General features: G+C 33.5%; 25 protein-coding genes. 6 read left to right on the top strand and 19 right to left on the bottom strand.

What is annotated here, in order from left to right:
* Positions 1–18: 18 nt before the first annotated feature.
* Positions 19–726 carry a UMP kinase gene (gene pyrH, locus AA088_RS05670; protein WP_046743968.1) on the bottom strand — a complete coding sequence of 236 codons (708 nt, stop codon included), beginning with the start codon at positions 724–726 and terminating at the stop codon, positions 19–21.
* 166 nt (positions 727–892) lie between these two features.
* Here pyrH and AA088_RS05665 point away from each other — a divergent pair, with 166 nt between their 5' ends.
* A complete protein-coding gene (locus AA088_RS05665; RefSeq protein ID WP_046743967.1) occupies positions 893–1135 on the top strand; it encodes a hypothetical protein in 243 nt (80 codons plus the stop codon).
* A gap of 85 nt (positions 1136–1220) precedes the next feature.
* Here the strand turns inward: AA088_RS05665 and tsf are convergent, their stop codons facing one another.
* The 4 genes from tsf to rplM all read right to left on the bottom strand — a co-directional run bounded on the left by tsf (position 1221) and on the right by rplM (position 4090).
* Positions 1221–2186 carry a translation elongation factor Ts gene (gene tsf, locus AA088_RS05660; RefSeq protein WP_046743966.1) on the bottom strand — a complete coding sequence of 322 codons (966 nt, stop codon included), beginning with the start codon at positions 2184–2186 and terminating at the stop codon, positions 1221–1223.
* Positions 2187–2290: 104 nt separating this feature from the next.
* Positions 2291–3073 carry a 30S ribosomal protein S2 gene (gene rpsB / locus AA088_RS05655; RefSeq protein ID WP_046743965.1) on the bottom strand — a complete coding sequence of 261 codons (783 nt, stop codon included), beginning with the start codon at positions 3071–3073 and terminating at the stop codon, positions 2291–2293.
* Between the two features lie 173 nt (positions 3074–3246).
* Entirely contained in the window at positions 3247–3633 is a 387-nt protein-coding gene (gene rpsI / locus AA088_RS05650) for a 30S ribosomal protein S9 (protein ID WP_046743964.1), read from the bottom strand.
* A 1-nt stretch (position 3634) separates the two neighbouring features.
* On the bottom strand, positions 3635–4090 hold the full coding sequence (gene rplM / locus AA088_RS05645; RefSeq protein ID WP_046743963.1) for a 50S ribosomal protein L13: 456 nt from the start codon (positions 4088–4090) through the stop codon (positions 3635–3637).
* A gap of 381 nt (positions 4091–4471) precedes the next feature.
* On the opposite strand from rplM, the gene AA088_RS05640 reads away from it, so the two are divergent.
* A complete protein-coding gene (locus tag AA088_RS05640; RefSeq protein WP_156168420.1) occupies positions 4472–5404 on the top strand; it encodes a hypothetical protein in 933 nt (310 codons plus the stop codon).
* A gap of 45 nt (positions 5405–5449) precedes the next feature.
* Here the strand turns inward: AA088_RS05640 and AA088_RS05635 are convergent, their stop codons facing one another.
* Genes AA088_RS05635 through AA088_RS05610 form a run of 6 tightly spaced genes read right to left on the bottom strand, consistent with a single transcriptional unit; the run spans position 5450 to position 11762 of the window.
* Positions 5450–6280: a TerC family protein gene (locus AA088_RS05635; RefSeq protein ID WP_046743961.1), complete on the bottom strand. Its 831-nt coding sequence runs from the start codon at positions 6278–6280 to the stop codon at positions 5450–5452.
* 14 nt (positions 6281–6294) lie between these two features.
* A complete protein-coding gene (locus tag AA088_RS05630; protein ID WP_046743960.1) occupies positions 6295–7488 on the bottom strand; it encodes an SGNH/GDSL hydrolase family protein in 1194 nt (397 codons plus the stop codon).
* A 12-nt stretch (positions 7489–7500) separates the two neighbouring features.
* Positions 7501–8463 carry an acyltransferase family protein gene (locus AA088_RS05625; protein ID WP_046743959.1) on the bottom strand — a complete coding sequence of 321 codons (963 nt, stop codon included), beginning with the start codon at positions 8461–8463 and terminating at the stop codon, positions 7501–7503.
* Positions 8464–8465: 2 nt separating this feature from the next.
* Positions 8466–9125: a methyltransferase gene (locus AA088_RS05620; protein ID WP_046743958.1), complete on the bottom strand. Its 660-nt coding sequence runs from the start codon at positions 9123–9125 to the stop codon at positions 8466–8468.
* Between the two features lie 11 nt (positions 9126–9136).
* On the bottom strand, positions 9137–10657 hold the full coding sequence (locus AA088_RS05615) for a B12-binding domain-containing radical SAM protein (protein WP_046743957.1): 1521 nt from the start codon (positions 10655–10657) through the stop codon (positions 9137–9139).
* Positions 10658–10691: 34 nt separating this feature from the next.
* A complete protein-coding gene (locus AA088_RS05610) occupies positions 10692–11762 on the bottom strand; it encodes a radical SAM protein (protein WP_046743956.1) in 1071 nt (356 codons plus the stop codon).
* A 216-nt stretch (positions 11763–11978) separates the two neighbouring features.
* Here AA088_RS05610 and AA088_RS05605 point away from each other — a divergent pair, with 216 nt between their 5' ends.
* The gene (locus tag AA088_RS05605; protein WP_046743955.1) at positions 11979–13103 is read left to right on the top strand and encodes a hypothetical protein; all 1125 of its coding nucleotides are present in this window, start codon (positions 11979–11981) and stop codon (positions 13101–13103) included.
* Positions 13100–14689 carry a glycosyltransferase family 39 protein gene (locus tag AA088_RS05600; RefSeq protein ID WP_046743954.1) on the top strand — a complete coding sequence of 530 codons (1590 nt, stop codon included), beginning with the start codon at positions 13100–13102 and terminating at the stop codon, positions 14687–14689. The genes AA088_RS05605 and AA088_RS05600 overlap by 4 nt, the downstream gene beginning before the upstream one ends.
* Before the next feature lie 67 nt (positions 14690–14756).
* On the opposite strand, the gene AA088_RS05595 is transcribed toward AA088_RS05600, so the two are convergent.
* Together AA088_RS05595 and AA088_RS05590 are read right to left on the bottom strand one after the other, a co-directional pair.
* On the bottom strand, positions 14757–15761 hold the full coding sequence (locus AA088_RS05595) for a sensor histidine kinase (protein WP_046743953.1): 1005 nt from the start codon (positions 15759–15761) through the stop codon (positions 14757–14759).
* A gap of 394 nt (positions 15762–16155) precedes the next feature.
* On the bottom strand, positions 16156–17211 hold the full coding sequence (locus AA088_RS05590) for an SGNH/GDSL hydrolase family protein (RefSeq protein ID WP_046743952.1): 1056 nt from the start codon (positions 17209–17211) through the stop codon (positions 16156–16158).
* Positions 17212–17427: 216 nt separating this feature from the next.
* Between AA088_RS05590 and AA088_RS05585 the strand changes: the two genes are divergently transcribed.
* Positions 17428–18261 carry a 2OG-Fe(II) oxygenase gene (locus AA088_RS05585; protein ID WP_046743951.1) on the top strand — a complete coding sequence of 278 codons (834 nt, stop codon included), beginning with the start codon at positions 17428–17430 and terminating at the stop codon, positions 18259–18261.
* 15 nt (positions 18262–18276) lie between these two features.
* Here AA088_RS05585 and AA088_RS05580 read toward each other — a convergent pair whose 3' ends face one another.
* The 6 genes from AA088_RS05580 to AA088_RS05555 form a co-directional block, all read right to left on the bottom strand.
* The gene (locus tag AA088_RS05580; RefSeq protein WP_046743950.1) at positions 18277–19416 is read right to left on the bottom strand and encodes a lipopolysaccharide biosynthesis protein; all 1140 of its coding nucleotides are present in this window, start codon (positions 19414–19416) and stop codon (positions 18277–18279) included.
* Entirely contained in the window at positions 19409–20458 is a 1050-nt protein-coding gene (locus AA088_RS05575) for a glycosyltransferase family 4 protein (RefSeq protein ID WP_046743949.1), read from the bottom strand. The genes AA088_RS05580 and AA088_RS05575 overlap by 8 nt, the downstream gene beginning before the upstream one ends.
* A gap of 42 nt (positions 20459–20500) precedes the next feature.
* The gene (locus tag AA088_RS05570) at positions 20501–21337 is read right to left on the bottom strand and encodes an FkbM family methyltransferase (protein WP_052752795.1); all 837 of its coding nucleotides are present in this window, start codon (positions 21335–21337) and stop codon (positions 20501–20503) included.
* A gap of 1 nt (position 21338) precedes the next feature.
* Positions 21339–22265 (bottom strand): GNAT family N-acetyltransferase, encoded by a 927-nt coding sequence (locus AA088_RS05565; RefSeq protein ID WP_046743948.1) that lies wholly within the window; start codon positions 22263–22265, stop codon positions 21339–21341.
* Positions 22266–22268: 3 nt separating this feature from the next.
* Positions 22269–23255 (bottom strand): polysaccharide deacetylase family protein, encoded by a 987-nt coding sequence (locus tag AA088_RS05560; protein ID WP_046743947.1) that lies wholly within the window; start codon positions 23253–23255, stop codon positions 22269–22271.
* A 122-nt stretch (positions 23256–23377) separates the two neighbouring features.
* The gene (locus AA088_RS05555) at positions 23378–24814 is read right to left on the bottom strand and encodes an ArnT family glycosyltransferase (protein WP_046743946.1); all 1437 of its coding nucleotides are present in this window, start codon (positions 24812–24814) and stop codon (positions 23378–23380) included.
* Positions 24815–24914: 100 nt separating this feature from the next.
* On the opposite strand from AA088_RS05555, the gene AA088_RS05550 reads away from it, so the two are divergent.
* Positions 24915–25655 (top strand): glycosyltransferase family 2 protein, encoded by a 741-nt coding sequence (locus AA088_RS05550; protein WP_046743945.1) that lies wholly within the window; start codon positions 24915–24917, stop codon positions 25653–25655.
* Positions 25656–25663: the final 8 nt, after the last annotated feature.

The raw sequence follows: 25663 nt of genomic DNA, 5'->3' as shown, positions 1-25663 counted from the left end.
CAAAAACTAAGCCAAATATTATAAATTAACTTTGGTTCCAATGTTTTCTCCTGAAACAACTTTGAGCAAATTTCCTTTAGTATTCATGTCAAAAACAATGATAGGTAATTCATTTTCCTGACTCAAAGTAAAGGCTGTAGTGTCCATCACTTTTAAGCCTTGTTTTAGTACTTCATCAAATGAAATGTGGTCAAACTTGATTGCTTCTGTATTTTTTTCTGGATCTTCATTGTAAATTCCGTCAACACGTGTTCCTTTCAAAATGACATCAGCATTTACTTCAATAGCACGTAAAACGGCAGCAGAGTCTGTAGTAAAATAAGGGTTTCCGGTACCTGCTCCAAAAATTACCACGCGCCCCTTTTCTAGGTGTCGAATTGCTTTTCTTTTAATATAGGGTTCTGCAACTTCTTTAATTTCTAGAGCAGTTAGTAAACGCGTGTGAACATCGGCATCTTCTAATGCACTTTGAAGAGCAAGTCCGTTAATTACAGTAGCTAGCATTCCCATATGGTCACCTTGTACTCGGTCCATTCCGTTACTCGCTCCAGCAACACCTCTAAAAATATTTCCTCCACCAATTACAATGGCAACTTGAATTCCTAAATCTACTACTTTTTTAATTTCTTCTGCATATTCTGCCAAGCGTTTTGGATCAATTCCGTATTGGCGCTCGCCCATGAGTGCTTCGCCAGATAATTTTAATAAGATTCTTTTGTATTGCATTGCTTCTTGTGATGAGTTTTGCAAATATAGAAAATATTCAAGTCTATGGAAATGTTTTAAGAATGCATTAATAGTTGATTTGTAGGTTTTTTTAAAATTTCTTATCTTAATAAAGAGTTTTAGGTATTAGGTCTAAAACAATTCATAACATTAAAACCAAATTAGTATGAAAACAAAAAAAGTAAAATTGCAATTACGGAAAATTGAAATTTCTAACCTTACCAATTTAAAAGGAGGTGCTTTTGGAGATTCTTTAGTGTTGACAATTAGTAAAAATTTTGTCGATCTCTGTTGTGATACTCAAAAAGATTGTACTGGTGGAGATCCGTGGGGATCAGGAGTTACTTGTGGAGATACAAGTATAGGTGTAGCATGTACAGAAAACGGTTGTCAATCTCCTACAAACTAACATCATGTAAGTTTATGATTTAAAGCAAAAAGGTTCGTCATTTGACGAACCTTTTTTTTGTATATAACTCTTAGAGTTATATTATTTATCCTAAAGATACACGTTTGAATCCTGTTACTTCAACATTTCCGTAAGTCTTTACGTAATCAGCAACTGTTTTCTTCTCGTCTTTGATAAAGTTTTGATCTAACAAACATTGCTCTTTATCTAAAGTTGTATTGTCAGAAATGAATCTTTCCATTTTTCCTGGTAAGATACGATCCCAGATTTGTTCTGGTTTTCCTTCAGCTTTCAACTCCGCTTTTGCATCTTCTTCTGCTTGTTTAAGAATATCTTCAGTCAACTGAGACATAGAGATGTATTGAGGAACATTTTTCAATGTTTTACCTAAACGCTCTAGTTCTTCGTTATCTTTTTCGATAGCGGCAATTCTAGCTTCTGTTTCAGAGGCAACATATGCAGGATCGAAATCTTTGTAAGATAAAGTAGTTGCTCCCATAGAAGCGATTTGCATAGCTAGGTCTTTTGCTAATTCTTCAGCGTTATCAACTTTTTCAGATAAACCTACAACAGCAGCAATTTTGTTAATGTGAACATAAGAACCAACATAAGGAGCTTCGATTTTTTCGAAAGCATTGATATCGATTTTTTCACCGATAACACCTGTTTGTTCAGTTAATTTTTCAGCAACAGTAATTCCACCAAAATCAGCAGCTAAGAATTCTTCTTTTGTATTGTATCCAATTGCTAAATCAGCGAAATCTTTTGCTAAGGCAACAAAACTTTCGTTTTTACCTACGAAATCTGTTTCACATCCTAAAACGATTGCAACACCTACGGTGTTATCATCGTTTACTTTAGCAACAGCTACACCTTCAGAAGACTCACGATCTGCTCTTTTAGCAGCAACTTTTTGACCTTTCTTACGAAGAATGTCAATTGCTTTATCGAAGTCACCTTCAGCTTCTACTAGTGCTTTTTTGCAGTCCATCATTCCTGCGCCTGTAGCTTTTCTTAATTTACCTACTTCTGCGGCTGTAATTTTTGCCATTTTAGTTTGTTTTAATGTTAGTAAGTTCGTTCAACGTGGTCAAAATTTGTAGCAAAGCTAGTCATCTTTATATGATGAACGAACCTATCAACGTTAAATAATAATTATTTTGTTTCTTCGTTTGCTGGAGCTTCTTTTTTTGCTTCTGCTTTTGGAGCAGTAGCTTCTTTCTCCGCTTTTTTCGCTTCTTTTTCAGCTTTTCTCTCAGATAATCCTTCGATTACAGCATCAGTCACGTGAGTTAAGATGTTCTCGATTGATTTAGAAGCATCGTCATTTGCTGGAATTACATAATCTACCTCTCTTGGGTCAGAGTTTGTATCAACCATTGCAAAAATTGGAATGTTTAATTTTTGAGCTTCTTTAATCGCGATGTGTTCACGCTTGATGTCAACAACGAATAATGCACCTGGAAGACGTGTCATATCAGAAATAGAACCTAAGTTCTTTTCTAATTTTGCTCGTAAACGATCTACTTGTAAACGTTCTTTTTTCGATAAAGTCATGAACGTTCCATCTTTCTTCATTCTATCAATAGAAGCCATTTTTTTCACGGCTTTTCTAATCGTTACAAAGTTAGTTAACATTCCACCTGGCCATCTTTCAGTGATGTAAGGCATGTTAGCTTTCCCTGCTTTTTCAGCAACAATGTCTTTAGCTTGTTTTTTGGTAGCAACGAAAAGTATTTTTCTACCAGAAGCTGCAATTTTCTTTAAAGCTTCATTCGCTTCATTGATTTTAGCAGCAGTTTTATATAAGTTGATGATATGGATTCCGTTACGCTCCATATAGATATATGGTGCCATATTTGGATCCCACTTTCTTGTCAAGTGTCCAAAGTGTACACCTGCATCAAGTAATTCTTTTACTTCTATGTTATTTGCCATTTTGTTAATAGTTTACGTTCCGTTGAATTAGCAATACGTAAGTAGCAACGCTTTTTTTGTTGGTCTTACCTATTTAGATGCTAAACTAATTTCCGCATAAGCGAAACAACGACAACATGATTTTAATTTCAATAATAAATGAACAGTACGTTTTTTTGAAAAACGACCAAAAATTAACGTTTAGAGAACTGGAATTTCTTACGAGCTTTCTTCTGTCCGAATTTCTTACGTTCAACCATTCTAGGATCTCTAGTTAACAATCCTTCTGGTTTTAATACAGATCTGTTTTCTGCATCGATTTCGCAAAGAGCTCTTGAAATTGCTAAACGCACCGCTTCAGCTTGTCCAGTTGGTCCACCACCGTATACATTTACGTTTACATCGTAATTGTCAACCGTTTCAGTTAATGTAAATGGTTGTTTTACTTTGTATTGTAATGTTGGTGTAGGGAAATACGTTTCAAATGCTTTTTTGTTTACGGTAATGCTTCCATTTCCTGGAGTAACATATACACGTGCAACAGCGGTCTTTCTACGACCAATTTTGTGAATAACTTCCATGTTACTTTAAATCATTTAAGTTAATAGTAGTTGGTTTTTGAGCTTCTTGTCCGTGCTCAGCACCAGCGTACACTTTTAGGTTACGGAATAAAGCGCTACCTAATTTGTTTTTTGGTAACATTCCTTTCACTGATTTTTCTACTAATTTTGCAGGATCTTTTGCAAAAAGTTCTGTAGCAGAAAGTGTTCTTTGACCACCTGGGTATCCTGTGTGACGAACATATGTTTTGTCAGTCCACTTGTTTCCAGTTAAGTTGATTTTTTCAGCGTTGATAATAATAACGTTATCTCCGCAATCAGCATGTGGTGTAAAGCTAGGCTTGTACTTACCTCTAAGTAATTTTGCTACCTTAGAAGCCATACGCCCTAGCGTCTGTCCTTCAGCATCAACCAAAACCCACTGCTTATCTGCAGTTGCTTTGTTTGCTGAAATTGTTTTGTAGCTTAATGTATCCACACTAATTTTTTTTAATAATTAAACATTCCTATCTCTTAAAAAGAGTTTGCAAAGGTAAGATTTATTCTTTATATAACAAATACATTGGCGAGAATCCTTAAAATAGTTAAATGTATTGGTTTTCATCTACTTATTTTTCTATTTTTTAGTATCGATTTGATCGAAATTGTCTTTAGTCTTGAGGATTGGTAAGGAACAATTCTTGTGGAGGAACTTAAAGAGGTGTTTTTTGTAATTTTTTTTGAGGAAAACCTATATGATTCCTTATTGAAAACGTATTTTTCCTACTATCTTTAACGAAAGTTTATGCGTGTGAAATTTTTGTTCAAATTAAGAAAGTTTATTGTTAACACTAGTATTATAGTCATAATCACTTTACTATTGTTTGAGATATTGTATCGAAATTCTGTAATTGATTTTTATAGAACGGAGGTTAATGCGCTTAATGATGAAAGTACGTTGGCAAAAACTTCAGTTGATTTTTTAGTATTTGGCGATTCGTTTTCAGCAACAGGAAAAGAAATCAATTATATTGAAAAATTGAGAAAAAAGAATCCTTCACTTTCTTTTATGAACGTTAGCGTACCTGGTATTGGTATTCGTCAAGTCAATACGTTTGCAGAAGATAAAATTGAACAATACCAACCAAAAGCAATTATTTACCAAATTTATGTAGGGAATGATCTTATTGATGTAGATCATTTATGGAGTTGGGAAAAATTTTCCTTTGCACGAAACGTCTATTGGGAAGCATCCGATCATTTTTTGAGTTTATCTTACTTAAATCATAAAGCCACTATTTTTAGCGCACATGTAAATAGTAGAACTACAACAATGTCAACTAACGAGTTTAAACCTGCTTATTACGATCAACGTACGAAACGATTTTTAAAATATGACACTTCGTATATACAGAACACGGTGAAGTTGAAAAAAGATTTTGCAGAACGATATCGAACATGGCTAACACATATACACACTTTTGTGGAACGAGTTCCTAAAGAAATTCCTATATATATGGTGTGGATTCCACATTGTGCACAAGTAAATGAGTATTACGTTGATAATTTATGCCAACTAGGTGCTTCTTTTGAAAATAAAGTCAGTATTCTGCAGCAGGAGTATCCATTTATTGTACAAGCAAAAAAGGATTTAAAAGTATACACTAATGTAATCCTTTTAAATCCTTTATCTGTTTTTCAAGCAAATGATACGGTAGAAAACCGCTTGTATTTTGCAAATGACACACATATTACTAACAATGGCAATGTGGTATTGAGTGATTTTTTACAATCAGAGCTCAAACTAAATTGATGGTATAATTGTCGTGTGCTTTTATGAAAAAAGCACGTTGTTGTTTTAGGACGCTTCGTTTTTCTCTGCGGCTTTTTCCATAGCTTCTTTTTTGGCTAATAAATTCTTTTGGTAACGACCTTGAACAATATCTATTAACACAAGTGTAATAATCACAAAATAAAATGTGGTTTTGCTCATTGGCGTAACATGATTTCCAAAAAGTTGTAAATGAGCCAAATGACCTCCTTCTGACAATAACATAATTCCTACGATAAAAAGGATAAATAACCCAAGGACTTCGTACATTTTGTTTTTCTGCAAAAAATTAGACACTCTATCAGCCATAACAATCATTAACAGCCCTCCTAAAACAATCGCAATAGTCATAAGAATCAATTGTGGAGTCGGATCCATATCACTAGTCAATGCCATGGCGCTTAAAATCGAATCGAACGAAAACACCAAATTCATGATTACAATCCAAGTAATGACACTGTTGACAGATTTTTTACTTTTAGCATCTTCCGTTTGCGCATGTTCTTTCATGAGCATCATGTGCCAAATTTCTTTTACTGCGGTATAAATGATAAAAACGCCACCTGCTAGCACAATAATACTATGCCCATTGAAGTCAAATTCTAAAAATGAATTACTATGCATAGATAAAAAAGGCTCTTGAAAAAACTGGATTAACTTTACCAATATGAATAATAAGGCAATACGTAAAATGATTGCGAGACCGACTCCCATTTTACGAACAAAAGATTGTTTTTCTTTAGGAGCTTTTTGTGATTCTAGTGAAATATACAATAGGTTGTCAAAACCTAGAACTGCTTGGAGCAATACAAGCATGAATAATGTAAAAAGACTGTCTAAAGTTAAAAGTTGTTCCATATTTATATTCGAAATTATTGAGTTATTTCTGTTTGTTGTTCAATCTCCGATTGTGTTACACTTGTTTCTTTTTTTACAGTAAGAAGTGGTTGTATGTGTTCAAATATTTTGTTGGCAACAAGTTGGTTTCCAAATTCTCCTGTGTGGCAAAAGTCAAAATAGATAGTTTTCTCGGTAGTGTCAAAAACATCGCTTATGTCAACAAAAGTAGTATCTTTTATCATCAAGGAATCTAAACGAACCTGATTATAAGATAAGGTATACAAGTTTTTATAATACTCTTGCTCTTTATAATAATTTTGTTCGGCTTCGGTTAAATTTTTCTTGGAATAAATATTGGGTTGTAAAAAATTGAAAACTTTAAAGCCATATGCCTGTTCCATACTTTTCGAAATTTGCACTAAACCGATATAATTGTTGGCAATATCTGTTGCCAAAGCATCAGAGCGAGCTTCAAGTTGTATGTATGCATTACCAGAAAATAGTTTACGCTGTAAAGTAGTTATAAACCGGTATAAATTGCTAGAAGTCATAACTAATTTTAGTCTTTTTTTATAACTGTGAGCAATTTTAAACTCTCGTTTTCTATTGTAGGCATTGGTAGGTGATCCTGCTTCATTATTTTGATGTGCAGAGATAATTTCATTAACGCCATCATAAAAAATGACAATATCTGGAATGTTCTTTTTTATCAATTCTCGCTGTAACTGAATATTTTCTGTAGCACGCGTGTATCCGTGGCAGCCAAAATTGGTAACTTCTACATTCTGTTCTGGAAATTTTTGATGAATCAATTTAGATAGCTCTGAAGGAATTGTGTATTCGTCACGTGCTCCCGAACTATACATCGTTGAGCCGCCAAAACAAAATATTTTAATCGCAGTGGCAGAATCTTTCAAAGAAGGGTTTGCTGTTTTGCGTAACCCGTTTTTGTAAATGGTATTGTGTTTGCCACTCATCGGTTTGAAACGGTAATGTAAATACGGTTCCCAAATCATATCTTGTTCGCGTAATTCGCGGTGAATGATCTTGATTTCTTCATCTTCCAGATTTTCATATACGCCAGAAGCAATGATACGTTCGGTATTATTGTCAATCCCGCTTTTGTCATGGTAATGATAAAAAATGCCCAATCCAATTTCTAACAATAAAAAAATGATTAATACATTTCTAAAAAGAATAAAAGCGAATTTGAGTTTGCGTTTCACGACTGTGATGATTTATAAAATATACGTTACTTTTTTGTTGAGTATTATCAAAAGATAACTGGCAATTCCAGATAACAATACGGTTATTACTGTTAGCAATGCCGAATCTAACGTAAAAAAATGATATATCAATACTAAAATTAATGGATGTACCAAATATAATGCGATGGCAAAGTTAGATAACTTTTTGCTGTTTATATTTGATTTTACAGTAAATGTAAAGGCAGTAATCAATAAAATAGGACCAATAAACAAGAAAGAAGCACTCATATTAAAAGTTCCCTCTGTATAAATATTATAACTCAAAAAGCCTTCCAATAGTAGCAATAAAAAACTACAGATTAAAAGTAATAGGACAACAGATTTTTTAATTTTTAAGTGAAATTTGCTGCGATGTATGACGTATCCTATACTTAAAAATGGAAATCCAAAGAATAGAAAATTGCGATATATTGGGGAGTAATTAATCAATTTGACCAATAGCAAAGGTTCTGTAATTGTGTTGTAATTGCTCAATGTTTGTATCGTAAATCCTATAAAATACAATATGAATGCTGAAGTAAGCAAAAAAGTATTTGAGTATTTTCGAAACACATACAATAACAGTCCACCCAAAAAAAGTGCTGCCAAATACCATAAATGGGTAAATCCGAAGAAAAATGTCGAAATGATTTTTAACGGTTGCTCTAATACAGGTGTAATCCAAAAATAACTAAAGATTAACATCCAAATGATATACAAAATTCCTACCCGTTTAATCCAAGCGCGAATGTTTTTTTTTTGAAAAACAGTGTATAAATAGAAGCCGTTGATGCAAAAAAAGAAAGGGATTGTAATTCTAAAAAAATGATTGTTCGTAATGTGGTAGGCAAACTGATTATAATCTAACAGAACTCTACAATGTGTTGAAATAACTAATGTCGCTGCGATAACTTTTAAAATATCAAGCAATATATTTCGTGTAGCTGTTTGCAATGTTAAGACAGTTTTTGAATGCTAAAGATATAGTTTTTCTCTTTTACAACACTTTTTTCAAAGATTAACTCCATATGAAGTTGCTCATTGCTAGCCAATTGCTTGATGTGTTCAATTTCGCAATCTTCCGAAAGAATCATCCATGTATTTATGGCCAAATGATTGGAAAGTTGTGCAAATAAATTTTTGAAATACTCAAAATCTTCTCCGCAAAACCATGCTCGTTCTTTATCATTCTGTGGTGTTTTTGGATAGTATGGCGGATTGATAATCACATAATCAAAGGTTTCCTCAGAAATATTTTCAAACAGATTTGAATAGACCACCTTCACAGGAATTTCATTCTTTTTAGAAGCTTCTTTTAGTGCTCTAATTGCAATTTGATTAATATCAGTAGCTGTTACATTTGCTCCTTTAGAGGCAGCATACAATGAAATAATCCCTGATCCACAACCTAATTCAAGTACTTTTTTGCCTAACAGATTTAAAGGTTTTATATAGTTGAGTAAGATTTTGGTGCTAATGGTAAAATGCGGAGGAAATACTTCAGAGCTAATCTCTACTGTAATATCTTCATACGTAAAAGTTCGTTCTTTGGAGTGATACGTATCAAAGGCAAATTTCACTACAGGAAATAAGATTTTTTTTAACTTTTTAAGCATGTTCTAGCGGATTATTCTGAATAAAAACCTTCTATTTCAGGTTGACGGTATTTCCAGATTTTATGCATGACTTTGATTTCGTATGGAAATTTGTACCATCCATATTTGAATCGGTAACCAGAGGCCATTTTGAGTAACCATTTTTTATACCCTTTAATCCGAAAATCAGAAGCGGTCGGATAATAACCGTTTAATACAGTTTCAAAATTTTGAATCTTATCAATCATATACGGTTTTAACCAAGGCGTTAACGGATTTTTTCGTAAATCGAACTTTTCCCAACTTGGCTCAATCCACTCTTCTAATTTGGTAGGAAATGAAAATCCAGCATCAATAATTTGTTGATATAATTCGGAGCCTTCTGTTGGTACAGGGCTGTACAAATAAATAATAATCTCTGCGTAGGGATTAATGTTTTTAATTTCTCGAATAAAGTTGATATCCCACAAAATTTGCTCGTAGACCTTTTGCTCATTTTTTCCTGGTAAGCCTAATACAAAAGATAACTCGGGAATAATATCTACTTTTTTCATGCGTAGTACAAAATCCTTAATCATTTGACCTGATTGTGTACCTCCTTTATTCATTTGTTTCAACACTTCGTCGTTTCCGGTCTCAGCGCCTAAAAAAATCATTCTACAACCTGCTTTTCGCATGTAATGTAATTCTTCATCCGAATATTTGTTGATGGTGTCAATTCGCCCTTCGCCCCACCATTGAATATTCTCGTTGATCATTAACTCAGAAAATTCTATAACACGCTTTTTAGAGGTAAAAAAGTTATTATCATGAAATTCTACAGCATCAATTCCGTACGTATCTTTAAAATATTTGATGTCTTGATACACATTTGCAGCCGATTTTGCTTTCCAACGGGCATTATAAATTGGAACAACAGCACAAAAAGAACAACTAAAAGGGCATCCCATACTAGAATGATACGCAAAGGTTTTTTGCCCCATAAATGTTTTTGCTAAATATCGTTCTAGTGGATAAAAAGTATTGAAATATTCATACGGATAGGCAGGCAAGGCATCTTGATCAAGCAAGGCTTCTTTGACCGTTTGTACGATTTTACCATTTTCATCTTTGAAGATTAAATTGCGAATCAAGGACAATTTTTCATCACTTTTTCCTTCCAACACATCTAGTAATTGAGGAAACGTATTGTCACCAGGACCATTGATGATATAATCTACATAGCCGGAATTTAAACACACTTTGTATTGATTGGATGCAAAATAACCTCCCCAAATATTGATTGAGTCTGGATATAATTCTTTGATTTTTTTTGTGTAGGGAATTGCTTGTTTCAATTGTGGTCCAGGCATCACAGTTAAACAGAAATATTTAAACTCACCTGTGGCAAAATAATTGGAAATTGTTACCCAAGGGTCTTTTTCCATATTTCCATCCACAAAAACATAGTCATATTTTCCGTGAATTGCTGCGCCTACTTGAATAATAGTATTTGGAATGCGATGTTTTGCATTGGCACTTCGTGGATTGAATATGATGATTTTGTTTCCCATGAATTCTATTAACTAACTGTCCATATTTATTTGCTTAAAAAGCACTGCAACAACGACTACAAGCAGGTAGTAAACCACCATTTTTAGCTAAGTCTGTACGGAATTTAGCCAATACTCGACCATTCCAAATTTGTTTTAAGTTTTCTTCATACAAATTCCCCAATTGTAAATTGTAGCATCTTCCATGTGCAGGAATTACACTTCCGTCAGATTTAATCATAATATTAGTAAAAATGTCATTACACATTTTTCCAATCCTCTTTTCAGGTTGATGATAAAATTCATACAACTTTTGCTTAGAAGCAATTTCTGGGGAAAAGCTCACAGGAAATGTATATGTTTTGGATTTTATTTCTACAATTTCTTCCCACAAAGTATCTAGATCAAAATTGTCAATATTGACTTCATCTACGTTAGAGGCAGTTGCTGGATACGAATGTGCCCAAATTTCATTGTGCATATCGGCAATACGTTGTTCCGTGAAGTTGGAATGCATAAACCCAATCTGTTGTAACGGATAATCTTTAAAAAACTCCAAAAATTCCACTAAATGACCAATATTCCACTCTGTGATTACACAAAAAACACCAATCGTTGCTTTTGGGTTAATCAATAACACTTCTTCAATACCTTCAATGGCTTTTTGAAATGACTTTTTATGTCCACGAATTTCGTTGTGAATATCTTGTGGACCATCTAACGAAATAAATACATCACTATTTGCTACAATTTTAGCTTTCTGCTTTAGTGTTAATGCATTTGTAGTGACAGATGTGTGAATATTTTTCTGTTTAGCATACGCCAACGACGCTTCCAAGTGTTTATACACTAAAGGTTCGGTAAACGCATAGCCTAATTTTGAAGTCGGATAAAAACGCGCCATTTGATCAATAATCTTCTCAATCAATTCTAACGGCATGTGCAAAGGACGTGTTCCCACGAGATTTTGAGCAAAATTCGTTTCCAAATTCTTTGTTCCCACATCGCACATCTTGCAATGTAGATTGCATACATTATTTACACCCAGAATCATCCATTCGGGAGCAAAAAAGTACTTATTTGGTAGTACGCGTTTATTAATCTTTTTTAGTGTGGCAATGCTCATAGCTATTTTCGTACGAAAGTGTAAAACTACAAATCTTAATGGAAAATGTATGTCAAAATATAGATTTTAAATACTGTTACTTTTGTCTTTACTTAAAATGAACCCAATCCAAATTCATTATTTACAATTGTTTGTTGATATTTTTTTAATTCTATGAAAATCTTTCCACATACATGTTATATTTGTTTTTATCAACCATCAACCAACTAAAGAAGCTTGTTTAAAAAATACCTTATAAAACCGCTTAAAAACTTAATAATCATTTTTGGGATTACGTTTGTGTTGCTTGAAATTGTATTGGCGATTTATATTCGTGCCGCAGAAATCAAGATTGAATTGCCAACCTATACATTTCAAAACACACAAAACTTTTGGTTTGATTTGAATGATGATTTTGGAACACTGCACTTGCCAAATGACGAATATCGTCAGAAAAAATACTGTTTTGATGTCGTATATAAAACTAATTCAAAAGGGTTTCGAGATGTAGAGCGTACCATAGAATCTTCTCCAAAGCGTGTCATTGCTTTGGGCGATTCGTTTACAGAAGGTATCGGCGTATTAGCCAATAATCGATTAACGAACTTGTTGGAAACTAACACTCAAATTCCACATTTAAACTTTGGCTTGGCGGGAAATTTTGGTCCGATTCAGTATATGATGCTATATAAAACCTTCGCGCAAAACTATGCGCATGATGCGGTTTTGATAGGTGTTTTACCTTCTAACGATTTTATTGATGATGATTATGATATTGCGTTACACGTTGGAGGAGATCGCTACAAGCCATTTTTAAAAGGAACGTATCCTGACTACGAAATGGTATATCATACTAAAAATAGAGAAGATTCTAAAGCACAACCAACTAAGCAACGTTTCATTCACAAATTGCTTAAAAATTTCACATATTCTTACAATATGTATCGCTATTTAAAGGTCATGCAACGTGTCAAAGCGATTCCTGAAGACGAATTATTGGATACTTCAAAAGTGCCAAGTTATTTTAATTATACGCAAGCGCAATTTGATCGTATGAAATATGCATTGGAAGAAATTAAATGCTTGGCAGGCAATCGACCGGTAATGGTGTATAGCATTCCAATAGAAAAAGAAATCAAAGCCTATCGCCAACATGGGGAAAATCCGTTGGGTAAACAATTAAAAGCGTTTTGCGACAGTGCAAACATTGCATATTTAGACTTATTACCAAAAACAAATCGTTTTAAAGAAGAAGAATACCAAGCATTATTTTTACCGTGTGACGGGCATTGGAGTGAGTCAGGAAATGCCTTCGCTAAAAAAGAAATTCAGTCGTACTTTACCTATTACAAGGGCAAATGAGCGCATTTTTTTATAAATATAAAGATTATCTAGCATTGCTTTTTTTGTGGTTACTGTTGATTGTAATAATCAATCCGATAGGTGATTTTCCATTGAACGACGATTGGTGTTATGGCAAATCAGTCAAAACCCTTACGGAAGAAGGTTATCTAAAACTTTACAATTGGGGAGAAATGACCTTGGTTGGACATGTGTATTGGGGCGCATTATTCACAGAAATTTTCGGTTTTTCTTTTACGGTGTTGCGTTGGTCTACATTGGTAATGGGTTTTGCTACAAGTATTGGTATATACGAACTCTGTAAATTGACTAACATTTCACGGTGGTTTACCTGGATTGGTGTATTGTTATGCATGCTAAATCCGATATTTTTATCCTTGTCGTTTTCATTTATGACCGATGTGCCTTTTATGTGTCTAACAATTTGGACATTTTATTTCTTTGCGAAAGCATTGAAAACAGATCAATGGCAACCGATTTTATGGGCAATCTTCTTTAGTTATTGGGCATTCACCATTCGGCAATTGGCGTGGGTTTTTCCACTCGTGTGGATGATCACGTTTTTGTTGACAAAACAGCGAAATTGGAGAAACTTATTGAAAGCGATTGCTCCTTTGCTAGCAATGGTGCTTTTTTCATTAGTATTCTCGTATATTATGGAATCGAACGATTTGCTACAAGAACGATACAATACGAAATTTCATTTGTTGCTTGACAATATCAAAAACCTACGAAAAGGACTGCTTGTCATTATTTTTTCCTATCTGTTTGAAAGCTTGACGTATTTAGGATTGTTTTTGTTGCCAATTCATCTCTTATATATGCGTCGTTATCAATTCAAAGGCTATATGATTTGGACAATTCTGTGGACTGTTGGCGTGACGTTATATTTGATGAAACTTGGAAAAGTATTGCCAAGTTTAGACAATATTTGGATCGATTTTGGTGTCGGACCAACGACGTTACACGATCATGCGGGTAACTTTACGCAAAGTCCCGATCCGACGGCGCCATATTGGTTTTGGCAAGTCATTACATGCATTGGAATTATTTCAAGCGTTACGTTCATTTTTCAGATTCGTAGAATTATAGTAAGTGTTTTTAAGAAAGAAAAAATAGATTCGCTAGTAGTTCTCTCATTTGTGTTCTTTGTCGTCTACTTAACACCGTTTTTAATTGTTGGTGTGTATGATCGCTATTTATTACCATTACTTCCAATTTCGATTATTTTCTTGGGAACAAACTTGCAACTACTTCCAAAGCGTTGGTCGAAATATGTAAGTTATGGTTTCTTAGGAATTTTAGCGTGGTTTTCTATTAGTGCGGTGCACGATCATTTAGCGTGGAATCGGGTACGTTGGCAAGTTTTAAACGAACTCACGGAAACGGTGCCAAAAAATCAAATACAAGGCGGCGTAGAATACGTTACGTGGAATTTCTTCTCGGAAGATCAAAACAAATGGTGGGAACAAGTTATACCTGTATATACCTTAGTGTTTAAGCCCAACAAAAATCAAAAAGTGATTGAAAAATATACCTATAATCGTTGGTTACCCGGAGAAGGTGTGATGTATTTGGTGGAGTGAGTATAAATCTAACGTTGATGTTGGTTTTATTTAAAAAAGGAGATATTAAAGCTATCTTAAATCTTTTTTATCGTTTCAATTCCTTTGGATATTTAATAATAAACTGCGTTCCTAGTTTTCCATCAGATTCAACATCTATTTTTCCTTGGTGTTTTTCAATGATTTTTTTTACAATGGCAAGTCCTAGTCCGGTACTATTGTAACTGTCTTTTTCTTGTAGCGTTTGAAATACTTCAAAAATCTTTTGCTGGTATTTTGGATCAATGCCTGGACCATTATCTTCAAAGATAATTTTATGAAATTTTGTTTTTTCTATACTAGACACTGTAATTTTACAATGGTCTTTGTCGTTGTATTTAATAGCATTACTGATGAGATTGGCTACCACTTGTGACAATTGCAAACGATCACCCATGACCACAGGAAATTCTCCATGAGTAGCAAACGAAACATTCGGTAGGTCCTTATAATTTGTAAACTCTTCTAGTACTATAGCTTCGAAATCAACAGTAGTAGGGACTATTTTTCCAATTTTAGAATATTGTAAAATTCCATCAATCAAACTTTCTAGGCGCATCACACGATCTTGCATGGTTTCTATATGTGCTTGCACATCTTCGGTTTCACCCGCTTCCAAATCTTCTTTAATAAAGGAAGCCAAACTTGAAATGCCGCGAAGTGGTGTTTTTAAATCGTGAGAAGTAATGTAGGCAAACTGTTCCAATTCTTTATTTTTTAATTCGGTATCGTCTAAATTTTGATATAGTTCCTTCAACTTTAGAAAACTATCCAAACCTGTGCGAACTACTATGAATACAAATAATGAACCCATAAAAAAGATGATGCCTGCTAAAAATGCTAACAATGAAGTTTGTCCCAAAATTACTACGGTAGCAACAGCTAGATATCCTACCAAAAAGACAAACATTAATACTCGTAGTTTTTTCCAATTACCTTGTAATTCACTATTGGGAAGTGTGTCAAATATTTTTTTGGTATACTGTGTACTTAGAAACATAATGACAGCACCAAGTAAAATAAAAGCAGCAATAATATAATCGGAAAAATTCATAAAGTATTAATGGGCAAAATTATAAAAACTTACGTGTGTACTGTTTTTAAGTTGTATTCGTAGCACGTTATTTTTATAAATGTAGCATAAACCGTACACTTATGCAATTTGACTATTGACAAGATACATCTTATTGTAGGTCTAAAAGTAAGAAAAAATAGTTGTTTTGAGTATTTTTTAGTAAATGTAACTTTTTAAGCCTTTTTATTAATGATTTATCAATAAAATAGATGCGGAATTGAAATTATACTATTGTTTTAAGATATCCGCGCTTGCGGAATGGGAGAAACATGACTGTTTTAAGGTTTCCGCGTTTGCAGAATGTGCCAAGCAGCAGGGTTTGAAGCTTTCATATGCATTACGAAGTCTCAAATGTTGTAGCGCAACGCAAATTTTATTCTTTCAACATGATTGTATCGTTTAAAAATGCAGCAATCAGTTCGTGTGCTTTCGGATTGATGTGTAAATCAGCATCCCAATATAATTTTTCAGGCGTATTTTGCAATACAGGCAATAAGTCATAATGTTCCACTTGTTGCTCGTGTAAAAAAGCCATTAATAACTCGGTCATTTCTCGATTGGTTTGCATCGTTTTATCATCCAAATCAAATAGGGTTTGAATTTCTGTTTTAAATTCAGGCTTTACTTCAATTTTGGAAGGCAGCAACGTTACAATTAGTCGAATCTTTTCTTGTTTACAGATTTCTTTGATTTGTAACAAATAGTTCTTTGCCAATTGCATAGTACGTTCTTTTTCATCAGGAAACGACTCGTAATACAATTGTTGTTCTATACCTTGAATATAAGGGAATTCTTGTTCGGCAGCGGATTGAAATTTTCTGCGGAAGCGCATTCGCCAACTTTTATAAATATTAGAAATATTGGTACGATTGTCTTCAAATTTAGCTGCTTCTCTAAAATCATTTCCGGTAAATACATTAATGAGAAACACATCAGGTTTCAAATATTTAAACTTTTGTAAGAAACCGTGATAATTACGAAATGTATAATAGCCCACGCCGCCGTTAAGGCAATTATAAAATGTAGTACTGTCCTTTGCATTTAAATTTTTTTCCCAAATATTAACAAACGATTGGGTGTTGTAGCGCAAAACACCATCGGTATGCGAATCACCTGTAACGAGTACGCGAAATTCATTTGGCAATTTGGTCAACACATCTTCATCATCACGAAAACCTAAGTTGTTAGTTCTGCGCTCGGTAGACATTTTTTGTTGTGGTGTTCCCCAATTGTCATACAAATGTATATTGGGTTTGTGAAGAAACATAGCGGTGGAATCTGGAATAAAATATTCCGATTGCTTTTCATCTGTAAATGAAAAGAAAGTTTGAATGCGATGCACTTCCATATAATACATAACAATTGCCAAAATCAATAATAATCCGCTTAAAACAAGTAAATTGATTCCAATAAGTCGTATGTATTTCATAAAAAGCTTTTGACACAAAGGAACTAATTTTTTATGAAACACAGTGATTGTTGGCTATATGAAGTCTTCCGCATTTTGTAAAATCTTCCAACTTTTTATGAGCTGTACTTTTTTGGGTGTTGAGGTTTTTGACCTTCACTTTTTATTTGACAAAAAGGTGTTTTCAACTATAGTTATTTTATGTACTTTTAGCATTCAAAATACGCCAAGGAATTCATGATTGTTGATTATTCTACAAAAGAAAATACACTTTCCGACGATATACAAAGGTATCAGAAGGCTTTGCCGTATCCGCATATTATTTTTGATAATTTTTTGGAGACTGCTTCCGCAGAGAAAGCCTTAGCTGTATTTCCAAAAATCAAAGACGATGGTTGGATTCATTATGTACATGTAAACGAAAAGAAACACGGATTGAACAAGTTGGAACTAATTCCTGATTTTATTCGTGATGAAATTATCCATGAATTGAACTCGCCAAAATTCATTCAGTATTTAGAACAACTGACAGGAATTTCTAATTTATTGCCAGACACAACTATTGAAGGTGGCGGAATTCACCAAAGTGAGAAGGGTGGATATTTGAATATTCATGCAGATTTTACGGTACATCCACACAAAAAGAATTGGCGACGACGTGTAAATGTATTGGTATACTTAAACAAAGATTGGGACGCGTCTTATGGTGGTGCATTGGAACTTTGGGAAAAAGATATGTCAAAATGTTCGGTAAAAATTGCACCAATCTTTAACAGAGTAGTGATTTTTAATACGGATGAAGACTCGTATCATGGTTTCCCAGATCCGATTACATGTCCTAAAGATGTGACTCGAAAATCGATTGCATTATATTATTTTACAGAAGAAAAAACGGGCTCGTTCAAGCGTCGATCTACGAATTACCGAGCACGACCAAATGATGGTATTAAGGCAATATTTATTTGGTTGGATAAAAAAATGATTTCAATTTATACATGGATTAAAGGAACGTTTGGCATCAACGATGATTTTGTAAGCAAAGTGTTGAACATGTTTCGGAAGAAAAAATAAAAATAGCCTAGCTTTTTAGCCGAACTTTCGATACAATTTGTATGTGAATAGAACAACCCATTGGGCAATACAAACACTCAACAAAACTCCAAAAATCTCATATGTTTCTATAAGAAGAACAATCAAACTTGTACTCACAAAAAAAGCAAATAAACTTACATAAATAATGCTACGTTCTTGATGATTTTTCATAAGTTCCATTACATTAAACGTGTAAAAAAAACTAGGGAGAGCCATTAATGAACCAATGATATAGTATTTGTATCCAAAACCCAATTGAACGAAATACTCCATTACAAACCAAATTATAATTCCCCCTAAGGCTGTTAACGGAATAGAAACAGCATATAAGCGATACTTCATTTTTTGGACAACTTCATCAGATAAACGATATACATGTTTGGTGAACGGAATAACAATGTACGCTGATAACGCCTGTAACATCAAGAATGAGGTGATGAGTAATTGATATTCAGCAAGCTGCGATTTTTCTAAAAAAGAATCTACAATATAAATGTCTGATTTGGAGATTAAAAATCCGCTCAACCCAAGAATGAAGAATGGCAATCCAGATTTGAATTCTGCTAACGAAATTGTTGCAGAAAATGGTTCTTTCCAAAAATATAATTGGATGCTTAATAGAAATACTTTTACAGCAATAGCGATGGCATATATTTGTAAAAACGTTTCTAGTTCAAAAGTTTTTAAAAAAAAGATACTTCCAAAAATGATGACAAATGAAACAATCTCTGAAATGACCTGTGCCGTAAATTTTTGATGATATACAACTAGAGGAAGCAATGATGCGTAACAAAAGGTGAGAAGCACGAGTACAATTGCCCACAAAGCTATAGTGAAAGGAAAAAAGAGCAATAATAGCAACGAAAAAGGCAATAGCAAACTTCGCGATAAAAAATTACTAAAGAATGCATGATACATTTTTCCGGGAGCATTGCTGAATTTTCGAAGCAAATAGTCATAGTTTCCCCAACTGAACATAAACGAAGTAAAATATACCCAAAGCATCACGTTGATTAAACTAGCCCAATCTGTTTTTCCAAAAATTTTCACACCAAACACAACAATCAAAAAGTTGAATGCAGGATTGGCAAATCCGCGAATTGTATTTATTCCGATGGTAAAAATTCTACGCATGATACAAAGATAGGTAAGCGTTGATAGTTTCTGTTTCAGAACCTAGCTGAATGCGTTTTTTTTCTATTTCAGATTTTGAAAGAAGTTCTTTGCAGGCTTCAATCAAATCAATCTTATCGTTGCTTACATACCAATGCTCAGACGATTCTGCAAGTCCAACAGGATATGAAACGATTTGCATGCCCGAATACAAAGCTTCCAAAAATACAAATCCGAACGATTCGTACACACTTGTATGTAATAGGATATTGGCTTGTGCCATTTTTGCTAATACTTCTGGGCGCGATAGTTTACCTTGTAAAGTAATCGTGTTTGCGAGTTGTAAATTTTTGATTTTGGTTTCAAGTTCGTTCTCTAAAAAACCTTCCCCGATTATACGTACGCTGAGATTTTTTTGCGTTTTTGCTACGGCAGAGATGATATCAATAAAATCATCATAATTTTTAATCGGATTTAACGAACCGACACCGAGAATATCTATTGTTTTTTCCTGTATTGGCGGAAACGCATGTGTATCTAAGTGCCACGGAATCACAATTGATTTTAGGTTACATGTTTTAAATAATTGTTCTTGATGATTTGCTGAAAGGGTAACAATTTTTGAATTAGTTTGTGACAGGTATTTTGTGTGCGAATTTTTTTCTAGTGCATCTTGTCCCATGACGGTCACTACATGTGTAACGTGATGCTTTTTTGCAAATCGTTGTCCAATCCGTGAACATTCGCCAATCCAAAAGCTATGAATCACATCAATAGGCTGTTTTTTATGAATTCTTTGAAGTGTTTTTGTTGCTTTTCGCCATGTTTGTAATTTTTTTAAACGCTTATTTTGTCCGTTCAACGAAATCACTTCCATGCCATGCCAACCATATGTTTTTTTAATAAAAGGAAACTGAAATGTAATGATTGTCAATTTACTTTTTGGCAATGCATTTCGTATGCTTTTTAGAAATACTTGCAGTGCTGGAATTGTAGTAGAATCTTCTTCAGAAACTGCAAAACCTGGTGTTAAAAAAACGATATGTAAGTTTGGGTTGTTCATACAGTAGTAGATTCCTGCTTTTGCAAGAATGACATTCGGGCTTTAAATAATCCATTCAACATTTGTAAACACTAAGTCTGTTTCTTTAATTATCGTGGGTTTGGATTGAAGTGTTTCAAAATCAATCAATGTTCCATCACTTTTATACACATAACGATAGGCTTTTAAATCCTCAAAAAGAGGAGCTAATTCTTTTTGTATTTGCTTGCCAAATAGCGAAAACCCGAAGGTTTGTTCCAAACGCAATAACAATTTATTTAAAAATACGGAAGGAACGTGTTTTTGATAGAAATGTTCGTTCAAAAAGTGATAATGAAACGAAACATACAATGTTGGATAGTTTGTTTTTTGCAGTGCTTTTCCAATGGTTGGTAAAATCTTGAACTCAGCACCTTCTACATCCATTTTTATAAAATCTACTTTAGAGATTTTCTCTTTTTCTAAGAATTCATTTAAGGAAATTGTTTCCAATTCCAATGAGTTTTCTGTGTCGCGTTTTCGCTGCAAAATGCTACTACTCGAAGCTCCATAATGCTCACGGGCTGACAAACGAGAACTTTCTTTTTTGTTTGAAATTGCAATCTGATAAGTTTTTACTTTTTCAGCGATGCTTGGATTTAATTGTACGTTGGTGTTCAACTCTTCAAAACACACAGGATCAGGATCGAGTGCATGTACTTCTTTGGCAATTTTGGCAGCATACAATGTTAATACGCCACTCCACGAACCAATGTCTAATACAACAGCATCTTTATCAATAAATTGGTCAAAAATAGCAAATGTATGTGGTTCCCAGTCAGTAGCATTGATATGTGTCCAATAATGCTTGTTTTTTCCTGGATTAATCTGGAATGTATAATTTTTAAGCTGAACTTGCATGCTAAAACGTGTCTAAATCTGAATACGTAAATATAAATTCTTTCAAGTTAATCGTTGGATCAAAATCTAAATAACCGACCAACCACGATTCTTTAGGTTTGGTAATGGTGCTTAATTGAGCTGCCATGATTGAATTTTTATCCACTTGAAATAACAATTGTGTGATTCCTAAGAAAAATGCTTTTCGTTTTAGCTTTTTCAATGCTTTTTCTAAGGTTTCCGCAGAAGGCGCATAAAACAGTCCCACGTGAATAATTGCCTGAATTTTTAGCCAAAACACACAGTCGTCAATTTCTACACAATAATGATTTTTAAAGCTGTTTTTATACCGAATAAAATCATCATCAAACTGTAATCGGAACTTTTCTAAATGCTCTGAAGTCAGTTTTTGAATGGCTTTTGGCGATACAGATTGCTTAAAAAATAGGTTGTACACATTGGTCCAACGCAGTTTATTCAATACTTTTCCTATTGGTACTGTAGAAACTTTTATATGAAAGCGTTGCAAACGCTCATGCTCTTTCCAGCCTAATTTTTTGGTGCTGTAATAGGTGTTCTCACTATGAAAAGCATACACATATTTGATATTGTGTTCACACATAATTTTGTATGCAAACTTTGCTAATTCGTAATGCAATCCTTTCCGTTGATGATCTGCAAGTGTATACGAATCGCAGGCATGTGCTACAAAAATTTCTTCTGTATCATTTTTAAACTTTTGTGGTATGGCACCGTAAAAGGCTACTGGAATATTGTCATAATATGCAATACTGCAAATATAATTTATGCCCAAATAAGACGTGTCGTATTTGTGTTGTAAATAGGAAAGAGAGACTTTTTTGTTAAATACTTTCCAAAATAATTCCTTAATTGCTGGAAAATCAGTTTGGTCAACACGCTTAATGCGATATATTTCTTTGTAGATCATATTTTAAAAGTAAGAACCTTTTAACAAACACGCTAATTGTTGTTCCATAGAAATGTACGGATTCATCACAAAACGATTTTTCCAAGAATCATTTTTTGCATCTTCTTTACTATTGTAATCTACCAATAATATCCTTTTAAATCCTATTTCTTCACAATAATGGGCTAACTCTTTATTGTAATATCCAAACGGAAAAGCAAATTCTGTAACAGGTTTTTCACAAATTTTTTCGAGTTGTTTTTTACTGTTGAGAATTTCTTGTTTCGCTTCTGCCAACGGAATATCTATCAAACTAGCATGTGTTTCGCCATGTGCACCAATGGTAAATAACGGGTGATTGGAAATTTCTTTGATTTGTTGTGCATTCATGAGCATCCAATAGTCTTCATACGTTGTAGGAGGTAAAGTTTTCCAATCGCTAGCAAATACTTCGTAAATCATTTTTAAAACGTCATATGGCAATGCTTTAGCTACATTTTTCATAGAAATTCCGTTCCAAAGGAATTCATTCTTGTTGTTTTTTCGATAGAGATTGCGTTCTAGAACAACTTCTTTTTTGGATGTGTGATATGAAACAATATCCAAAAAATCTGCCCACAAATACGGAGCTTTTTCATGAATTGTAGTAATGTAAAAATTGGCTGGGACATGGTACTTTTCCAAAATTGGAACCGCATATTTGTAATTGTTTAAGTAGCCATCATCAAACGTAATCGCAATATTGAGTGTATTTTTTTTAAATTTTTTTTGATAAAAATCATCTAAAGAAATAACGTTGTAATGTGTAGTAATATATTGGATGAACTTTTCAAAAAATGCCTTTGAAATAAAGCGGCTATTGTATTTAGTTTCTCCAGTTTTGTCGATTCCATGAAAGATAAGAATGCGTTCACCGTAACGATTTTTCAATAAGAACTTTCCCAGGCCAAGTTTGAATAAAATGGTTTTGTATAAGAGTCCTAAGCGATATTTGATACGTAGCCAGAGCATTTTCACATTAATTGATTTGATTTTCAGTAAAAGTATAAAAACTCAACACTCTATTTTGTTTTATTTAGTTGTTCACAGAAAAGAAACGAAAGAAACAATCTTTTCAGCTTTCCACAATTAAATTATTTTTTACTCTCAACTTTGTATAATTTCCATCCTTTTGGATGAGTTTCAAGTACTTTCAATTGGTAGTTATTTTTCATATACTCCCAATTTAACATCGGATTTCTATCTTTCCATTGTACTTTATAACGGTTGGCGTCAAATAAAATTAAATCACCAGACTGAACATTTTCGTATCGTTCTATAAACATATTCTTGTACCCAAAGTTTAATCCGCGCCCTTGCATTGCTAAATCTACATCAAAACTATATAAAGTTGTTCCTTCGTAGGGGTGAATCATCTCAGCGAGTTCTTTTTCGGTAATTGTTCGCGCATAAATTAATTGGAATGTTAGAGCAAAAAAGAATAGCTGCAACATAATAGAAACTACTCCGATTAAAAAACTATTTTTTTTGAAGAATTTGTAGCTCATTAATTTTTCAAAAGCAGGAAACAAGATTAGCAAAATTAATGGAAACACTAAGCCTAAAATTCGAGGATTTTGGAATGGAATTCCTGCTAAAAATAGAATATACAAAGCACTACATATTAATAATGTTTTTTGAGAAAATGAGAAAAGAAGCTTGTAATTTATGAAAGAGATTAGACACAGAATACTTCCCAAAAAGATAAACCCAGGATGAAAAAATACAGATAAAATGTGTGCTAAGTTTGGGAGTAAATACGTCGTGGTTCCGTCTTGTGTAGAAAAACTTCGTGAAAAATAATTTAAAACAGACCAGTCTGCTAAAAATGGATTGGAAGATGCTTCAAATAATGCGCCCCATTGAAATATAAGAAACGGAATGACAACGATAAAGCTTAAGAAACAAGCTGCTAGTAATTGCAAAAATCCTTTTCGCTTCCATACTAAATACAACGCATAGCTAATTAATGGAAATGTAATAAATAATGATGCATATCGTGTCATTATAGCACATGTAGCAAAGAAAAAAATAGGAGCAAGACTAGTACTTTTTACATAGGATTTAAAGAAAAAATAAAATGACAAAACAACAAAAACCAACGTTAAAGCATCAGACATAACAATGAGCCCCATCTTTAAAAGAAAAGGACAAAAAGCGGCAAATATCAATACATAATAAAAGCGAACTGTTGATGTTGGATAGAGTAATCGTAAAGTCTTTAAAATGTATACACAAGTAACAGAAAAACTCAAGCAACTGATAAAATGCAATGCAAAGGCTGTACTTCCAAAGAGGAAACCAATCATACTCCCTAAAGTAGGATAGAGTACTGGCCAATAATAATTTCCAGGATGTTCACCGCCAAGAATGTACTCTTGAATGGCGTTTGCATAACGCAAATACTCATACGCATCTTGACCGTACAGACCATCAAAACCAAAGACTCGCAAAACGAATACTATTAAAAATGGAACAACCAAAAGGATTGCGTTCTCACGAATTGAAGAAGTAAGTTTATACAATTTCAATGATGGTTTTGTTTTGCGTATATAAATATAGTTGTTAAATTGGCGAACATAAAGAAATACGATTATTTTTTGAGCATTTGTTCAAGATAAGCCAAATTTTATGATCAATTCTAAAAAAGTCATCATTGTACTTCCTGCATATAATGCTTCTGAAACCTTAAAAAAAACATATAATGAAATACCGTTTGATATTGTTGATGAAGTAGTATTGGTAGATGATCACAGCACAGATGAAACTTTAAAAGTTGCTTCAGCATTAGGAATTGAACACATCATTAAACACGACGAGAACAAAGGGTATGGGGCGAATCAAAAAAGCTGTTATAAAAAAGCTTTATCGCTAGGAGGCGATATTATTGTAATGCTCCATCCAGACTATCAATATACGCCTAAGTTAATCCATTCAATGGCGTTTTTGATTGCAAATAACGTATATCCAGTAGTGATGGGTTCTCGTATTTTGGGAAAAGGCGCTTTGCGTGGAGGGATGCCTATGTATAAATACATTGCCAATCGTTTTTTAACACTTTTTCAAAACATAGTGATTAATCAAAAATTGTCTGAATATCATACAGGTTTTCGAGCCTTTTCTGCGGAAGTGATTAATGCTCTTGCATTAGATTATAATTCAGATGATTTTATTTTTGACAATCAAATGATTTGTCAAATTTTTAATAAAGGATACGAAATCGCTGAAATTACTTGCCCGACGACCTACTCAAGTGAGAGCTCATCGATTAATTTTCAACGAAGTGTGACATACGGTTTGGGAGTTTTAAAAGTCTCAATTCAATATTTTTTGCATAAAAGAAAAATAAAGTCATTCTCAATATTCAAATAGTCAGTATA

Origin of the sequence: Kordia zhangzhouensis, assembly GCF_001005305.1 — a bacterium.
GTDB lineage: Bacteria > Bacteroidota > Bacteroidia > Flavobacteriales > Flavobacteriaceae > Kordia > Kordia zhangzhouensis.
The sequence above is the reverse complement of the archived record's forward strand: the minus strand, read 5'-3'. Positions and strand labels throughout refer to the sequence as shown.

What these genes read in the sequence shown, in the direction of transcription:
- pyrH (WP_046743968.1), bottom strand. Translation starts at nt 726, where the DNA reads ATGCAATACAAAAGAATCTTATTAAAATTATCTGGCGAAGCACTCATG.
- AA088_RS05665 (WP_046743967.1), top strand. Translation starts at nt 893, where the DNA reads ATGAAAACAAAAAAAGTAAAATTGCAATTACGGAAAATTGAAATTTCT.
- tsf (WP_046743966.1), bottom strand. Translation starts at nt 2,186, where the DNA reads ATGGCAAAAATTACAGCCGCAGAAGTAGGTAAATTAAGAAAAGCTACA.
- rpsB (WP_046743965.1), bottom strand. Translation starts at nt 3,073, where the DNA reads ATGGCAAATAACATAGAAGTAAAAGAATTACTTGATGCAGGTGTACAC.
- rpsI (WP_046743964.1), bottom strand. Translation starts at nt 3,633, where the DNA reads ATGGAAGTTATTCACAAAATTGGTCGTAGAAAGACCGCTGTTGCACGT.
- AA088_RS05635 (WP_046743961.1), bottom strand. Translation starts at nt 6,280, where the DNA reads ATGGAACAACTTTTAACTTTAGACAGTCTTTTTACATTATTCATGCTT.
- AA088_RS05620 (WP_046743958.1), bottom strand. Translation starts at nt 9,125, where the DNA reads ATGCTTAAAAAGTTAAAAAAAATCTTATTTCCTGTAGTGAAATTTGCC.
- AA088_RS05615 (WP_046743957.1), bottom strand. Translation starts at nt 10,657, where the DNA reads ATGGGAAACAAAATCATCATATTCAATCCACGAAGTGCCAATGCAAAA.
- AA088_RS05610 (WP_046743956.1), bottom strand. Translation starts at nt 11,762, where the DNA reads ATGAGCATTGCCACACTAAAAAAGATTAATAAACGCGTACTACCAAAT.
- AA088_RS05600 (WP_046743954.1), top strand. Translation starts at nt 13,100, where the DNA reads ATGAGCGCATTTTTTTATAAATATAAAGATTATCTAGCATTGCTTTTT.
- AA088_RS05595 (WP_046743953.1), bottom strand. Translation starts at nt 15,761, where the DNA reads ATGAATTTTTCCGATTATATTATTGCTGCTTTTATTTTACTTGGTGCT.
- AA088_RS05590 (WP_046743952.1), bottom strand. Translation starts at nt 17,211, where the DNA reads ATGAAATACATACGACTTATTGGAATCAATTTACTTGTTTTAAGCGGA.
- AA088_RS05585 (WP_046743951.1), top strand. Translation starts at nt 17,428, where the DNA reads ATGATTGTTGATTATTCTACAAAAGAAAATACACTTTCCGACGATATA.
- AA088_RS05580 (WP_046743950.1), bottom strand. Translation starts at nt 19,416, where the DNA reads ATGCGTAGAATTTTTACCATCGGAATAAATACAATTCGCGGATTTGCC.
- AA088_RS05575 (WP_046743949.1), bottom strand. Translation starts at nt 20,458, where the DNA reads ATGAACAACCCAAACTTACATATCGTTTTTTTAACACCAGGTTTTGCA.
- AA088_RS05570 (WP_052752795.1), bottom strand. Translation starts at nt 21,337, where the DNA reads ATGCAAGTTCAGCTTAAAAATTATACATTCCAGATTAATCCAGGAAAA.
- AA088_RS05565 (WP_046743948.1), bottom strand. Translation starts at nt 22,265, where the DNA reads ATGATCTACAAAGAAATATATCGCATTAAGCGTGTTGACCAAACTGAT.
- AA088_RS05560 (WP_046743947.1), bottom strand. Translation starts at nt 23,255, where the DNA reads ATGCTCTGGCTACGTATCAAATATCGCTTAGGACTCTTATACAAAACC.
- AA088_RS05550 (WP_046743945.1), top strand. Translation starts at nt 24,915, where the DNA reads ATGATCAATTCTAAAAAAGTCATCATTGTACTTCCTGCATATAATGCT.